Annotated in this window: 15 protein-coding genes and 1 tRNA gene; 10 read left to right on the forward strand and 6 right to left on the reverse strand. The window is 61.9% G+C overall.

All coding sequences use genetic code 11. The annotated features are described in order from the left end of the window. Positions 1-101: 101 nt before the first annotated feature. Entirely contained in the window at positions 102-230 is a 129-nt protein-coding gene (locus RCF49_RS10945) for a hypothetical protein (RefSeq protein WP_342644052.1), read from the reverse strand. A 630-nt stretch (positions 231-860) separates the two neighbouring features. Here RCF49_RS10945 and RCF49_RS10950 point away from each other — a divergent pair. Beyond that, entirely contained in the window at positions 861-1673 is an 813-nt protein-coding gene (locus RCF49_RS10950) for an outer membrane protein (RefSeq protein WP_342644053.1), read from the forward strand. Positions 1674-1747: 74 nt separating this feature from the next. Here RCF49_RS10950 and RCF49_RS10955 read toward each other — a convergent pair whose 3' ends face one another. Continuing rightward, positions 1748-3139, reverse strand: coding sequence for a porin (locus tag RCF49_RS10955; protein ID WP_342644054.1), 1392 nt, complete (start codon positions 3137-3139; stop codon positions 1748-1750). A 148-nt stretch (positions 3140-3287) separates the two neighbouring features. Then, the gene (gene lepA / locus RCF49_RS10960; protein ID WP_342644182.1) at positions 3288-5096 is read right to left on the reverse strand and encodes a translation elongation factor 4; all 1809 of its coding nucleotides are present in this window, start codon (positions 5094-5096) and stop codon (positions 3288-3290) included. Positions 5097-5270: 174 nt separating this feature from the next. Here lepA and rph point away from each other — a divergent pair, with 174 nt between their 5' ends. From rph to hemW, 4 genes are read left to right on the forward strand one after another with little or no spacing between them, the layout of a single operon-like run. Further along, a complete protein-coding gene (rph, locus tag RCF49_RS10965) occupies positions 5271-5984 on the forward strand; it encodes a ribonuclease PH (RefSeq protein ID WP_342644183.1) in 714 nt (237 codons plus the stop codon). A gap of 2 nt (positions 5985-5986) precedes the next feature. Then, complete coding sequence (locus tag RCF49_RS10970; protein WP_342644055.1) at positions 5987-6397, forward strand: VOC family protein; 411 nt, start codon at positions 5987-5989, stop codon at positions 6395-6397. Then, complete coding sequence (gene rdgB / locus RCF49_RS10975; protein WP_342644056.1) at positions 6394-7023, forward strand: RdgB/HAM1 family non-canonical purine NTP pyrophosphatase; 630 nt, start codon at positions 6394-6396, stop codon at positions 7021-7023. Before RCF49_RS10970 ends, rdgB begins: the two co-directional genes overlap by 4 nt. Continuing rightward, positions 7016-8197, forward strand: a complete 1182-nt coding sequence (gene hemW / locus RCF49_RS10980; RefSeq protein ID WP_342644057.1) for a radical SAM family heme chaperone HemW — start codon at positions 7016-7018, stop codon at positions 8195-8197. The genes rdgB and hemW overlap by 8 nt, the downstream gene beginning before the upstream one ends. A gap of 60 nt (positions 8198-8257) precedes the next feature. Here hemW and RCF49_RS10985 read toward each other — a convergent pair whose 3' ends face one another. Next, positions 8258-9439: a penicillin-binding protein activator gene (locus RCF49_RS10985; RefSeq protein ID WP_342644058.1), complete on the reverse strand. Its 1182-nt coding sequence runs from the start codon at positions 9437-9439 to the stop codon at positions 8258-8260. 173 nt (positions 9440-9612) lie between these two features. On the opposite strand from RCF49_RS10985, the gene rsmI reads away from it, so the two are divergent. From rsmI to gshB, 3 genes are read left to right on the forward strand one after another with little or no spacing between them, the layout of a single operon-like run. Continuing rightward, on the forward strand, positions 9613-10566 hold the full coding sequence (gene rsmI / locus RCF49_RS10990; RefSeq protein WP_342644059.1) for a 16S rRNA (cytidine(1402)-2'-O)-methyltransferase: 954 nt from the start codon (positions 9613-9615) through the stop codon (positions 10564-10566). Next, on the forward strand, positions 10544-10939 hold the full coding sequence (locus tag RCF49_RS10995) for a YraN family protein (protein ID WP_342644060.1): 396 nt from the start codon (positions 10544-10546) through the stop codon (positions 10937-10939). The genes rsmI and RCF49_RS10995 overlap by 23 nt, the downstream gene beginning before the upstream one ends. Positions 10940-10965: 26 nt before the next feature. Then, a complete protein-coding gene (gene gshB / locus RCF49_RS11000; RefSeq protein ID WP_342644061.1) occupies positions 10966-11904 on the forward strand; it encodes a glutathione synthase in 939 nt (312 codons plus the stop codon). Positions 11905-11922: 18 nt separating this feature from the next. Here the strand turns inward: gshB and argE are convergent, their stop codons facing one another. Both argE and apaG read right to left on the reverse strand, forming a co-directional pair. Then, complete coding sequence (argE, locus tag RCF49_RS11005) at positions 11923-13110, reverse strand: acetylornithine deacetylase (protein ID WP_342644062.1); 1188 nt, start codon at positions 13108-13110, stop codon at positions 11923-11925. Next, positions 13107-13499 (reverse strand): Co2+/Mg2+ efflux protein ApaG, encoded by a 393-nt coding sequence (gene apaG, locus RCF49_RS11010; protein ID WP_342644063.1) that lies wholly within the window; start codon positions 13497-13499, stop codon positions 13107-13109. The genes argE and apaG overlap by 4 nt, the downstream gene beginning before the upstream one ends. A 172-nt stretch (positions 13500-13671) precedes the next feature. Here apaG and RCF49_RS11015 point away from each other — a divergent pair, with 172 nt between their 5' ends. Further along, positions 13672-14790: a 2'-deoxycytidine 5'-triphosphate deaminase gene (locus tag RCF49_RS11015; protein WP_342644064.1), complete on the forward strand. Its 1119-nt coding sequence runs from the start codon at positions 13672-13674 to the stop codon at positions 14788-14790. 99 nt (positions 14791-14889) lie between these two features. Continuing rightward, positions 14890-14964 (forward strand) — tRNA-Gly (locus RCF49_RS11020). The last annotated feature ends 349 nt before the right edge of the window (positions 14965-15313 follow it).

Genomic DNA, 15313 nt, shown 5'->3' on the forward strand with positions numbered 1-15313 from the left:
CTTGCTGGGGTAGGGGATCCCAGAAGCGCTGCGGCCGCGGAGCAATTACTGCCGCGGCCGCATTTTGATTTAGACCTGGATGAGTAGCTTACGAGTTCTTCTCAGCCTATGGCCATCGAGACGATGACGGTGACGATGGCCAAGGCGATGCCCGCAGCAATCAAGCCGTACTCGAATACGGCGGCGGTGCCGGTTTCATCCCTCGAACGCACGCCCCTCTTCTTCTGCATCCACTCTAACCCGTCTGCTTGACACCGATGGTCCGGTCTTTTCCGCTTGCTGCGTTTCGCCGGAAGCCGAGATCGACCGTATCGGGCAGATTTTAATGACGAGTTAAGTCAAACTTGGCGCACATCCTCGCTTTTTCTTCCACTCATTGGCTTACTTCTTCTGAGGCAAGGCGGATTTCTCCCAGCTCGGTCTTACGTAGTTAATGGATACTGAAGAGCAGACCGCAAACATGGTAACCAAACCTTTTCCGTCGGGTCTGAGAATCCACCACAAGAACGCCTTTAAGCTGCAAAATTTCGTGCACTTTCGTGCAATAGGCGAATCACCCGACCAAGCTGCCCCGCCAGAACCGGTCTGGGATCGCCATCAGCGACTCAGTTACAGGGGATTTAATGCCTTGGTTTTCCAATGATTCTTGGTGAACAGCCGATTAATCCTGAATCGGCATTATCACCACTCATGCGTGCTTTCCTGCAATTTTCTCCAAATGATAGGAATTTTCGTTGCCCATCTGCAACAGCGTCACCTCATTGAGATCTTCCGGCCATCCAAACGCATATTTCCTGCGGACTCTTCCCGTTCGACGGTATAGGTTCCACACAGTCATCCTTCGGGAGAGAGGAACTGAAATGCGTAATATGTTGTATGCTGGCGTTGCCGGCGCTGCGATGATCCTGGGGGCGAACGCTGCCTCTGCTGCTGACCTTTACACCCCTCCGCCGGCTGAGCAGGCGATTGCTCCGGCTCCGGCCCCGAGCGGTGGCTGGTATATCGGTGTGTTCGGTGGTGCCGCTTTCCCGCTGGACATGAAGACCCGCGCTGCGGCTTACGAGACCAACAACGTGAGCGACGATTTCTTCGCGTTCAACGGCGACACGAAGTTCGACACTGGTTGGCTGGTCGGTGGCAACATCGGCTACGAGCTGGGCAATGGCCTGCGCGGCGAAGTCGAAGTCTCCTATATGCAGGCTGGCAACGACAAGATTAAGGGCCGCTACGCAGAGCTCTATGACTATGACAACGATGGCGTGCTTCTCGTCGGCAACGGCAGTGATCGTGCCCGCGGCGACCTGAGCGCCACCTTCGTCCTGGCCAACCTCTGGTACGACTTCGACATGGGCACCCCCTTCCGTCCCTATATCGGCGGTGGTGTCGGTGTGGCCTTCGTTGATCAGAACCTGAAGGTCTTCGGTGCGAAGCTGATCGATGACAGCACCACGGCTTTCGCCTTCCAGGCGGGCGCGGGCTTCAAGTGGGCTCTGTCGGATGCCATCGATCTGGACATCGGCTATCGCTTCAAGGGCGCTCTCGACGCCAAGCTGAAGGATCGCGGTTACTACTCCGATCAGTTTGTGGATGCCGGCTACGTCGCTCAGAGCAAGGACGACCTCTTCGTCCACACTGTCCAGGCTGGCCTGACCTTCCACTTCGGCGGCTACTGAGACTGAATTTCCCTTCTGGGATGGAGCGCGGCCCCATTGCGGGCCGCGTTTCGCTTTTGCGGATCCGCATTCTTCTAGAAGAAGAACCAGGCGCCGATCTGACCGCGCCAGGCATCATCCCTCCCCTTCTTTCCGGCCATGTCGATCCGCTCGCGCTCTGCCCACATCACCTCGGCACCGAGGCGCAACTGGCTGACCGGTTGCCATATGATGTTTGCGTGGGCTGAAAGCACATCAACGCTGGCGTTCTTGACGCCCGCATTCAGAATGTCCTTGTCGTTCTGATCGAGATACCCCACGCCGAGATTGAAGGTGGTCGTGTCGGTGAGGGTCACGATGGCGCCACCGAACAGCCCGAGCTGCTCGACCAACTCGACCTTCCCATTCTTAGCATAGGCGCCAAACTGCGAGCCGAGGACGTAATTACCCAGGCCTTTTCCATACATCGCCGATGCGGTGAGGATGATTGGCTCGGCGATGGCGACATTGACGGCTCCCTGCACACCCCAGCCCAAGGCCTCGTCGCCGCCCTGGCCTGCAACGCCGTCGACCCGGTAATTGCGCAGCATGCCCGAAAACATGATCTGATTGCCGCCCGGCAGCTCATATTGCACGCGCGCCGACACATCGGGCGCATTATCCGTGGCACCATCGGGGCGCGAGATCGATTTTGCATCGAGATCCGCGCCATAGGCGACGATGTCACTGGCACTCGTAGGCCTCTCGACCGAGAGCGCGGCAGTGGTCGGCCCATTGACCCATGTGAGCCGGAACTGGGCATTTCGCGAGGTCCCGATCAGGCCGACATCACCGTTGAAATCGACCGTGGTGACCCCGACGAATGGCGACATGAAATTGCGCCAATATTGTCCGGCGCCAAGGGTGAGTTCCGGCGTTGCATCCCATTCTCCCCAGGCATGGCGGAGCCGGAAATCTGTCGAATCACCCCCGAAGAAGTCGCCTTCGATCAGCGTCCTCACCTGGCCAACGGCCGTGTCTGAGCGCGATTTGATCGAGAAGCGGCTCTGCCGAGCATGCAGCCGAACGTGGCCGCCCCCTCCTTTGCCGATCCGTTCATAATAGAACGCATCCCCCAGATCCTCGTCAAAATCATAGATCACATCCCCCTTCACGTAGCCCGAGATGGTGACCTCGTGGATCGGCGAGGGCAGATCCGCCGAAGGCGAAATGGCAATCGTAAACCCCCTATCGGCCGGCATGACGTCTCCCGCCCGATCAGTGCGCCAGCTGCTTGTTGCGCCTGAACCTTGCACGAAGACGATGGAACTGGGGGAAGACGGCGTTGGCACATCTGCCTGCCGTGATTCCAGGCGATCAACTTGCTCCTGCAACCGCTGCAGTTCTGATTTCAGCTGGGAAAGCTCGTCCGCCTGAACAGGCGTCAGAAGCAAGGCGGCGAGGGCAATGCCGCCGGATAACGCGGCATGGAAACGCAAAATTGACATGACTGAACTCGACAAAACTTACGCGGGAATACAAATTCCCTTTCCCTTATAGCGTGTGATTCGCCGCAGACAAACTCGCGATACGGCTGTGCTAAATGAAAAGCACAACCTGTCGCTATTCCGTCACAGTCGCTAAACAGGATTCAGCTCAGTTGGCGTCCATCTTGAGGGCGGCGATGAAGGCCTCCTGCGGAATGTCGACCTTGCCGAATTGCCGCATCCGCTTCTTGCCCGCCTTCTGCTTCTCCAGCAGCTTGCGCTTGCGGGTAATATCGCCGCCATAGCACTTCGCGGTGACGTCCTTGCGCAGCGCCGAGATGGTCTCGCGCGCGATGACCTTGCCGCCAATGGCAGCCTGAATCGGGATCTTGAACAAGTGCTGCGGGATAAGCTCTTTGAGCTTCTCGCACATCACCCGGCCGCGCTGCTCGGCGCGCGCCCTATGCACGATCATCGATAGCGCGTCCACCGGCTCGCCATTCACGAGAATGGACATCTTCACGAGCTGCCCTTCCTCATAGCCCTTGATGTGATAGTCGAAGCTTGCATAGCCCCGGCTCACCGATTTCAGCCGGTCGTAGAAATCGAACACCACCTCGTTCAGGGGCAGGTCATAAACGAGCATCGCTCGCGCACCCGCATAGGTGAGCTGCTTCTGTCTCCCGCGCCGGTCCTCGCAGAGCTTGAGCACAGCACCGAGATGCTCGTCCGGCACGAGGATGGTGGCCTCGATCCACGGCTCCTCGATCTTGGCGATCTTCATCACATCGGGCATGTCAGCCGGATTGTGCAGCTCCTCCGTGCTGCCATCGGTGAGATGCAGATGGTAAACCACCGAAGGCGCGGTCGTGATGATCTCGATATCGAATTCACGCTCGATCCGCTCCTGGATGATCTCCAGATGCAAGAGCCCGAGAAATCCGCAGCGGAAGCCGAAACCCAGCGCCGCCGATGTCTCCATCTCGTAGGAAAAGCTCGCGTCATTGAGCGCAAGCTTGCCCATCGCCTCGCGCAATGCCTCGAAATCGGAGGTATCGACCGGGAAAAACCCGCAGAACACCACAGGCTGTGCGGGGCGGAAGCCCTTCACCGGCGCCGTCGCCCGCCGCTTCTCGTCAGTGACCGTATCGCCCACACGTGTGTCGGCGACCTGCTTGATGCCGGCGGTGAAGAAGCCGAGCTCGCCCGGCCCGATCTTGTCCACCATTTCTTGCTTTGGCCTGAAGAAGCCGACCCGCTCCACCTGATATGTGGCGCCGGTGCTCATCAGCAGGATCCGTTGCCCCTTGCGCAGCTCGCCATCGATGATCCGCACCAGCACGACCACGCCGAGATAAGGGTCATACCAGCTGTCGACCAGCAGGGCCTTGAGTGGCGCATCCAGCTCTCCCTTGGGCGCCGGCAGCTTATGAACGATGGCCTCCAGCACATCCGGAATGCCGAGGCCTGTCTTGGCCGACACTTCCACCGCCTCGGAAGCATCGATCCCGATCACGTCTTCGATCTGCGCCCTGATCCGGTCCGGCTCGGCGGCGGGCAGATCGATCTTGTTGAGCACGGGCACGATTTCGTGATTGACCTCGAGTGCCTGGTAGACATTGGCCAGCGTCTGCGCCTCGACCCCCTGGCTTGCGTCGACCACCAACAGCGAGCCCTCGCAGGCTGCCAGCGAGCGGTTCACCTCATAGGCGAAGTCCACATGTCCCGGCGTGTCGATCAGGTTGAGAATGTAGTTTTCCCCATTCTTGGCCTTGTAATCGAGGCGCACCGTCTGTGCTTTGATGGTGATGCCGCGCTCGCGCTCGATCTCCATGGAATCGAGCACCTGCTCCTTTCCCTGCATTTCGCGCGAGGACAAGCCGCCGCACAACTGAATGAGCCTGTCGGCGAGGGTCGATTTGCCATGATCGATATGGGCGATGATGGCGAAGTTGCGAATGTGCGCGAGATCGGTCATGGAACGGGTAGATAGCATTCCGGAAAGTGCGGTCAAGCGCCGTGACGCCTGCGCCACGCCTGCAAGGCGAGACTGGCCTGCCGATCGCATGCCATTGCCGCCACCGGACCGATCGACTACAACCGCCGTCTGCACTGGCGAGCCCAGTGCCGCCACCGGATTTCAGGAGCCATGATGCGACCTTCTCGACGCGAAGCCCACGATCTCAGAGCCGTCAGCCTGGAGCGGGGCGTCTCAAAACATGCTGAAGGGTCATGTCTCGTTCGCTTTGGCGACACGCACGTGCTGTGCACCGCGAGCCTTGAAACCCGCGTGCCGGGCTGGCTGCGCGGCGCGGGCAAGGGCTGGGTTTCCGCCGAATACGGCATGTTGCCCCGCGCCACCAATGAGCGTACGCAGCGCGAGGCCGCCAGCGGCAAACGGGGCGGCCGCACGCTCGAGATACAACGGCTGATCGGCCGCTCGCTACGCGCAGCGGTAGACTTAGCGAAGCTCGGAGAGGTCCAGATCACGATCGACTGCGACGTGATCCAGGCGGATGGTGGCACCCGCACCGCAGCGATCACCGGCGGCTGGGTTGCCCTGCACGACTGCCTGATGTGGATGAAGGCCCGCAACATGATTCGTGAAATGCCGCTGATCAGCCAGGTCGCGGCTGTTTCCTGCGGCATCTACCAGGGAACCGCGATCTGCGATCTGGATTATGCTGAGGACTCCGAAGCGGAGGCCGATGCGAATTTTGTCATGAACGGCAATGGCCAGCTGATCGAGGTTCAGGGCACAGCGGAAAAGGCGCCCTTCTCCGAAGAGCAGTTCCTGGAGCTTCTAAGGCTGGCGCGGCAGGGCATCGAGCGCCTCGTCGATTTGCAGAAGACTGCGGTAAGTTGAGCATGACACCTGCGGGCATTCTCGAAACGGTCATCTACGCCGCCGATCTGGATGCTGCGCAGGCCTTCTACGAAACCGTGCTGGGCCTGCAGCGCGTGGCCCGGGTTGGCGACCGTCATGTCTTCTTCTCCATGGGTGATCAGATGCTGCTGGTCTTCAACCCGCAGGCCACCCGTGAGCCGCCCAAGCCCGGGGCCCTGCCCATCCCTGTCCATGGCGCCGAGGGGCCGTGTCACGTATGCTTCCGTGCTAGCCGTGACGAGCTTGACCGCTGGCAGGCCCATCTTGAGGCCCATGGCGTCGAGATCGAGTCCGTCGTGGATTGGCCGAAAGGTGGCCGCTCGATCTATTTCCGCGACCCTGCCGGCAACTCGATCGAATTTGCCGAGCCGAAGATCTGGGGTTTTGCATGACTGGGCGCCCGCTGATCGAGAAGCGGCTCGTCATCGCCACCCACAATCCGGGAAAGCTGCGGGAGATCGCCGATCTTCTGCGACCTTTGGGACTTGATGCCGTCTCCGCCGGCGATCTCGGCCTGCCAGAGCCGGAAGAGACCGGCGACAGCTTCACGGCCAATGCCCTGCTGAAGGCACGCGCGGCGACAACCGCATCCGGCCTGCCTGCCTTGGCGGATGACAGCGGTCTCGCGGTCGATGCCCTTGACGGCGCACCCGGCATCTACTCGGCGCGCTGGGCGGGCCCCGGCAAAGACTTTGCCATGGCCATGCGCAATGTGGAGGAACGGCTCCAGGCAAAGGGAGCAACCACCCCCGACCGGCGCACGGCCCAATTCGTTTGCGCCCTTGCGCTGGCTTGGCCCGATGATCATGTGGAAGTCTTCGAGGGCCGGGTGGCCGGCACACTGATATGGCCGCCGCGCGGCGCGCTTGGCTTCGGCTACGACCCCATGTTCCTGCCCGAGGGTTATGACCAGACCTTTGGTGAAATGAACCCGGAGAAGAAGCACGCGATTTCGCACCGGGCACGCGCCTTCACCGCTTTGACCGGCCACGTGCTCAGGGCACGCAAGCATGAGTGATCCCAACGACACATTGTTTGGCGTCTATGTGCATTGGCCATTCTGCCGGGCCAAATGCCCCTATTGTGATTTCAACTCGCATGTCCGTCCCCAGGCGGACGCCATGGCCTATGCGGCAGCACTCGCGCGCGAGATCACCTATTACGGCCAGCTTGCGCCTGGACGTACTGTCACCAGCATCTTCTTTGGCGGCGGCACTCCATCGCTCATGCCGCCTGCAGCAGTCGAGCTGGTGCTTGGCACGATAGCGCGGCAATGGGCGGTCTCCAGCACCGCCGAGATCACGCTCGAAGCAAATCCCACCAGCGTCGAGGCCGACAATTTTGCAGGCTATGCCAGTGCCGGTGTCAACCGCCTCTCACTCGGTATCCAGGCGCTCAATGATGCCGACCTCAAGCTGTTGGGCCGCGAGCACTCCGCCACTGAGGCACTCCGGGCGCTCGACATTGCCCAACAAACTTTCGCCCGTACCTCCTTCGATCTCATCTACGCCCGGCCAGATCAGACACCCGAGGACTGGCGCAAAGAGCTTGAGCAAGCCCTTTCCCTAGGGACGGAGCACTTATCCCTCTATCAGCTGACCATTGAGCCCGGCACGCCCTTTGCGGCCCGCCACAAGCGCGGGCAGCTGATCGTGCCCGAAGACGAGACGGCACTGGAGCTATACGATCTCACCCAGAGCCTCTGCGCGGCCGCCGGCATGCCCGCTTATGAGATATCGAACCATGCGCGCCCTTGCGCGCAATCGCGCCACAACCTCACCTACTGGCGCTATGGCGAATATGTCGGCATAGGACCCGGCGCGCATGGGCGGCTGCGGCTGAGCGATGGCCGTCATGCCATGCAAGCGATCCGGGCGCCGGCCCCTTGGCTTTCGGCCGTGCGGCGTGACGGGCACGGCATTGCCGATGACATCGTGCTCGCACCCGAGGAAGAGGGCGAGGAATTCCTGCTGATGGGTCTGAGGCTCAGCGAAGGCATCCTGCTTGATCGCTTCACCGCGCTGAGTGGCCTCAGCCTTGCGCCTGATACCCTCCGCGCCCTTCAAGCCGAGGGCCTGATCGCATGGGATGAGCGCGGGAAGCGCATCGCGGCAACGGGTCGCGGCCGGCAGGTGCTGAACGCCCTGATTGCCACCATCGCCGGCTCGGCTGAGCGCGCCGAGGCAGCCTGACCCGCCCAGCCCCTTGGCCTTCTCCGGCTCGGAGCTAGGATCCAGCCAGCACCGGCGGGATTAGAATGAGGACGAGCCCGTAAACCGGCCGGGTGGATTCTCGATGACCTGCGGCCCCTGCGGGGTCACCTCAAGAATGGCAAGCCCGCGCTCGATCCGCCCATCGGACCGGAACCGGAAGAGCCCGTTCACGCCCTGATATCCCTCGGGATTGGTCAGCTGCTCCCGGCTGAACCGCTGTCCCTCCGGCGCCTTGGCCAGCGCGATCGACAGGCTGACCGCATCATAGGCAAGGCTTGCGAGCCGCGGCGGCGTATCACCATAGGTCGACTGATAACGCTGCTCGAACCTCGTGACCATTTGCGGGGTAACGCCCGCATACCAGCCGCCGAGCGATATGGGCGTGGTGCGTGCAACGGGACTATCCCATAGTCCCGTGCCGATCATCTTCACACGTTGAGGCTCAACGCCCGCCTGCTGAAGCCCTGCTCCGATCTGCCGGAGATAATCGCTGCCATCCGGCAGCAGCACCGCCTGCACATTTCGCGAGGGATCATTCACCGCCTCGGCGATCTGCCGCACAGCGTCATTGATCCCTCCCGGCGCTCTTGCATAGCGCGCAGTCACGACCACCTGCCCGCCATTGGATTGCACGGCCTCGATGAGGCCCCGCTCCACCGTCGCGCCATACTGATCTTTCGGGATCATGGCTGCGATGTTCTTGCGCCCCTGTCGCACCGTGTAGCCGGCCACGCTCGCGACCTCCTGCTCCGGCAGGAAGCTCATGAGATAGGTGCCCGGACCCGCAACATTGCTCGAGGACGAGAAGGCGATGACCGGCACATTGTTCTGCCGCGCCAGCGGTGAGACCGCCTGCACTTCCGTTGACAGCAGCGGCCCGATGATGAGCTGAGCCCCTTCGTTCAGCGCTTCCTGCGCAGCCGCTTGCGCACCCTGCGGATTGCCCCGCGTGTCCTTGGTGATCAGCACGATCCCGGGATCACCGGAGTCGAACATCGCCAGTTCGCCGGCTTGCTTCAGCGCCCGGCCGACATTGGCGGTATCGCCCGGACCGGACATTGGCACCAGCAGCGCAACCTTGATGCCTTCTGTATTGATATTCACGGTCTGCGGCGCGGCCGGCTGCTGCACCACTGGCGGGGCCGATCTCGAATCTCCCCACAGGCTGGGATTGACGCTGCAGCCCGCAAGCGCCAATGCTGCCAAACTGGCCAATGCCACTTTGAGCCGCGACAGAGGCGAAACTCGTGGAGTAAGTGTACGAGGAAATACGGCCGTTAACGCCACTGTGTATCCCGATGGCTGCTCTGTATCCTGGACAGGTGCACCGGCAGCCATTGGCCGACGGAAGCGCGCCTAAGCTAAACAATGCGCACCTTGATGGGAAGCCCCACGTGTCCCGCCCACTGAACAATGAACCGTCTTTCATCGAAGCCGCATCGCAGCGGCGCCCGTTTTCGGTGGAGGGTCATACCTTTAGCGCAGCCCCCGCCGAGCCCGGCCTGCACATAACGGCAACACCCATCGGCAATCTCGGCGACATCACTCTGCGTGCCCTGCAGACCCTTGCAGGAGTCGACGTGATTCTTTGCGAGGACACCCGGGTCACCCGGAAACTGACCCAGCGCTATGGCATCACCACACCGTTGCAGCCTTATCACGAGCACAACGCGGCCAAGGTCCGCCCCGGCATCCTGAGCCGCCTCGAGGAAGGCGCGGCCATCGCACTCGTCAGCGATGCCGGCACACCGCTCATCTCCGATCCCGGCTACAAGCTGGTACGCGAAGCGCGCGAGCAGGGCTTGCGCATCCATGCCGTGCCGGGCGCGAGCGCGGTACTGGCCGGTCTCTCCATCGCCGGCCTGCCAAGCGACAGCTTCCTGTTCGCGGGCTTCCTTCCGGCAAAAAGCGGTGAACGCACGCGGCGCCTGGCCGATCTGGCGGAGGTTCCAGCGACCGTCATCCTGTTTGAAGCCCCTCAGCGTCTTCTTGCAACCCTCTCCGCCATCGCCGAGGTGATGGGCGAGAGAGAGATCACCGTCACGCGCGAGCTGACCAAACTGCACGAGGAGTGTTTATCCGGCACCGCCGCAGACCTTGCCGCGCAATTTGGCGATAGGGCCTCCATCAAAGGAGAAATCACCCTCCTGATCTCACCCCCCGACCGGGATCAGCACGAGGACTTGAGCGAGGAAGCGCTGGACGCGGAGCTTGCCTGCGCGCTCAAGACAATGTCGCCCAGCAGGGCGGCGGCCCATGTGGCCGAGACATTGCGGCTGCCGCGCAAGCGTGTCTATGCTCGCGCTATGGCCTTGCGGGATGGCGATGGTGGACCGCATCAGGAATGACGAGGCGCGCCGGGCAGCCTATCGCCGCGGCCTGCATGCCGAAACCCTTGCGGTCTGGATGCTGCGCCTGCGTGGCTTTCGCATCCTCGACCGCCGCGCACGCACGCCCGTCGGCGAGATCGACATCGTCGCCAGACGAGGTGAGCTCGTGCTGTTCATCGAGGTGAAGCGCCGCAGCGAATTGCCCACGGCCTTTTCTTCGCTGCGCCTGCGCCAGCAGGAGCGCATCGTGCGGGCCGCCCGCTTCTGGCTGGCGGGGCAGGCCCACCTCTCCCGCTGCAACTACCGCTTTGACATGGTGATTGTGCCGCCCTACCTATGGCCTCTGCACATCGCGGATGCCTTCCCGGCCGATATTGCCGGGCAGATGTGAGCACAGGCCGCGCAGGGGACCGCCTCATGTCATTGAAGATTGCCGTTCAGATGGACCCGATCGAATCGATCACGATTCGCGGTGACTCAACCTTCGCCCTGCTGCTGGAGGCCCAACGGCGCGGCCATGAGATCTTCTACTATCTCCCGAAACATCTGAGCCTGCGCGATGGGAAGCTGCAGGCCTCGGGCCAGTCGCTGGTGGTGCGGGATGAGGAAGGCAACCACTTCACGGCGAGCGATCAACGGACCGAGGACTTGAGCCGGTGGGATGTGGTGCTGCTCCGCCAGGACCCGCCTTTCGATATGTCCTACATCACCACCACCCACCTGCTGGAGGCGATCCATCCGCGCACCTTGGTGGTGAACGATCCGGTCGAGGTGCGCAACGCGCCGGAAAAGATCTTCGTCACCCGCTTTCCCCAATTCATGCCGCCGACGCTGATCACCCGTGACCGCAATGCCATCCGCGCTTTCAAGGACGAGTTCGGCGACATCATCCTCAAGCCGCTGTTCGGCAATGGCGGCGCCGGCGTGTTCCGGCTCAGCCATGGCGATGAGAACCTCGCCTCCCTGGTCGAGCTGTTCGAGCAGTCCTTCCGCGAACCCTTTATCGTGCAGAAATACCTGCCCGAGGTGCGCAAGGGCGACAAGCGTATCATCCTGGTGGACGGAAAGGCCGTTGGCGCCATCAACCGCGTGCCGGCGCTGGGCGAGGCCCGCTCCAACATGCATGTGGGCGGCCGTGCCGAGCCAAGCGAGCTCACCAAGCGCGACCTCGAGATTTGCGAGGCGATCGGGCCCGAGCTGAAGGCGCGCGGGCTTCTGTTCGTCGGCATTGATGTGATCGGTGATTGGCTCACCGAGATCAATGTGACTTCGCCCACCGGTATCCGCGAGGTGAAACGGTTCGGCGGTGCCGATATCGCAAGTCTCATCTGGGATGCGATCGAGGCGAAGCGCTGAGCCAGCCTCAGGCCAGGTTCAGCTCTGGCTCGCGTAATCCGCAAGCTTCAGCATGAAGCGCGAGCAAGCCTCGATCTGCTCGACCGAGATATACTCATCCGGCTGATGCGCCTGGGCAATATCCCCCGGCCCGCAAACGATCGCGGACATTCCGCCTTCCTGGAACAGCCCGCCCTCTGTGGCATAGGGGACTGCGAAAGTGCGGTTGGTCTGGGTGAGAAACAGCGCCAGCCGCTCCGCCTCCGAGCCCGGATCCGGCTTCAGCCCGACCACCCCGCCGATATCCCGGGTTGTGATCGTGGCATCGGGTGCAACGGCCCGCAATTCAGGCAGGATCTCATCGGCAAAGGCAGCAAGCCGTCGCGGCGCCTCCTCCGGGTCAGCATCTGGCAATAGCCGCGTTTCCCAATAAAAGCGGGCATGCCGCGGGATGATGTTGAGCGCGCCACCCCCTTCGATGCGTGAAACCTGTAGCGAGGTGAAGGGCGGATCGAAGCGGCCCGACGGGTCACCCCGCTCCCGCAGCGCCCGGCTCATACGCGCAAGCTCGGCAATGAGTTCACCCACCGCCATGGCTGCATTTGCTGCGATATGTGGCATGCTGGAATGCGCTTCCTTGCCCGTCACCTCCGTGAGGAAACGCCGTGTGCCCTTATGCGCGTCCACCACCTTCATCATGGTCGGCTCGCCCACGATCACCGCACGCGGCAAGGGGTGATGCGCGCGGATCTCCGCAATCATCGGCCGCACCCCGAGACAGCCCACCTCCTCGTCATAGGAAAGGGCAAGGTGGATCGGCTGCTTGAGCTTGCGCTCCAGGAAATCGGGCACATGCGCAAGCGCTGTGGCAACGAAGCCCTTCATATCGCAGGCCCCACGGCCATAGAGCTTGCCATTCCGCTCCACCAGCCGCCAGGGATCGCTGCTCCAGTCCTGATCATCGACCGGCACCACATCCGTATGGCCAGACAGCGCGATGCCCCCGCGGTCCCGTGGCCCGATTGTGGCATAGAGCGACGCCTTCGTGCCGTCCTCGCTGGGGATGATGATGCTCTCAACACCCCAGCCGGCGAGATAATCGCGCACGAAATCGATCAGCGGCAGGTTGCTCAAGCGGCTCGTGGTGTCGAATGCCACCAGCCGCTCCAGCATCTCCACCGGGCTGAGCCTCTGCCCCGAGGCGCTCGCTTGTGCTGCTGCGGTCAATGCACTCTCTTCTTCTCATAGGGGCTTTCGAGCGCGAAGGCGGGGATGTCCACATTGAACATCTCGCCTGACGCGGTCTCCATCTGGTAGCACCCCACCATGATCCCCGACGGGGTCGGAAGCGGTGCCCCGCTCGTATATTCGAAGCTCTCTCCGGGACGCAGGATAGGCTGCTCGCCGACCACACCCTCGCCGCGAACCTCCTGGTTGCGTCCGAACGCATCGGTGATGCGCCAATAGCGCGTCTTCAGCTGGACAATCTCCTGCCCGAGATTCTCGATGACAATGGTATAGGACCAGACAAAATGGTGCTCATCGGGCGCCGACTGGTCATCGAGAAAGGCGGGCGTCACGGTAACGCGTATGGCTCGTGTCGTCTTGTTGTACATCGCATCCTGTCATGCAGGGACATGTGAACGCACTCTGGGCCTCAGTCTCGGTCGCCGTCAAGTCGACAGCCGTCGCTCGGATCGACGCCACACAACCAAAACATTGGCACTTCTGCACTGTTCCGCTACGAAGAAGCGCCCATTCAACGGCAGCGAATAGGAGCCGGGTCTCGTGATAACCAATCCTTCATTTTCCAAGAGAGGGATCCTCCCGTCCCATTCCATCCGGGCGCTGGCCGAGAATGGCGCGGTCATCACCGCGACCCCGCTCGATGCCGACCAGATACAGCCGGCGAGCTTGGACCTGCGTCTAGGCCCGGTGGCTCATCGGGTCCGCGCCAGTTTCCTTCCCGGGCGCAATGCCACCGTCGAGGATCGTCTGGGCGAGCTCGTGCTCCATACCATGCCGCTCGATCAGGGCGCGGTGCTGGAGACCGGTTGCGTCTATATTGTCCCGCTGCTCGAAAGCCTGGCGCTGCCGGATGGCATCAATGCCCTGGCCAACCCGAAGAGTTCGACCGGGCGTATCGATGTGTTCACCCGGGTCATCGCCGACCATGCCCGCGAGTTTGACAAGATCGCCACCGGCTATAGCGGCCCGCTTTATGCGGAAATCTCGCCCCGCACTTTCCCCATATTGGTGAGGACCGGTTCGCGATTGTGTCAGATCCGCTTCCGAGCCGGTCCGCCCGCCTCCTCGGACGCCGCCACCACCTTGCTGCACCAGCGCGAGCGGCTCGTTTCCACCGACGAGGCCGATATCAACAACGGCATTGCCTTATCCGTCGATCTCGCGGGCCCTGGACGCAATGAACCCATCGGCTTCCGCGCCAAAAGGCATTCTGCTCTGATTGATGTGGATGAAAAGGCGAGGCTCGATCTCGCTGACTATTGGGAGCCACTCACCCAGCGCGGCAGCCTGATCCTCGACCCCAATGAATTCTACATCCTGGCATCGAAGGAATCGGTGAAGATCCCGCCGACACACGCCGCCGAAATGGTGCCGTTCAATCCGCTGGTGGGCGAATTCCGCGTGCATTATGCGGGCTTTTTCGATCCCGGCTTCGGCCATGCCGCCGGCCATGGCGAGGGCAGCCGCGCCGTGCTTGAGGTGCGCAGCCACGAAGTGCCCTTCATCCTGGAGGATGGCCAGATCGTGGGCCGGCTCATTTACGAGCCGCTCACCGAGCCGCCCGAGCAGGTCTATGGACAGGGCATAGGCTCTCATTACCAGAGCCAGGGTCTCAAACTGTCGAAGCATTTCCGCGTGGCGGACGAGCATTGGTCTTGATCGGCACAGGCCAAAGCGGGTAGAAAGAGGTCCCGCTTTCACCGGACCTCCCATCCTGGCAGGAAGCGGGGCAAAGACGCTGCAACCCATGGTGTCTTCGCGGGCGTAGTTCAGTGGTAGAACGTCAGCTTCCCAAGCTGAATGTCGTCGGTTCGATCCCGATCGCCCGCTCCAAAAAACGATAGCTAGTCAACTGTTTACGGGTAACGAGCCGCAACGCTAGTTTGGCGTGGAAGAGAACACACCGGGTAAAGCCCATACCATTTGGGTGTCTTCGCCGCAGAGACTCCCGAAAATCTCCCGAAGGAGGCTCTCAAATCGTTCGCCAACATCCCGTTAGGGAGGCCCGGGAGCTATGCTGCTAGCTCGACCCGGATTCGGCCGTTGCTGATGTCCTTCCGGCACATCTTCGGGATTTAACTAAGCCGTTGGCCAGTGCACCACCCATGACGTGCCTCTTTAGGCTCCTCAGCATGATGACGATCGCGCCGCTGCCTGGACTCATGACGCAATGCTGGATCAT

The sequence above is a fragment of the Rhodoligotrophos sp. CJ14 genome, assembly GCF_038811545.1.
Lineage (GTDB): Bacteria > Pseudomonadota > Alphaproteobacteria > Rhizobiales > Im1 > Rhodoligotrophos > Rhodoligotrophos ferricapiens.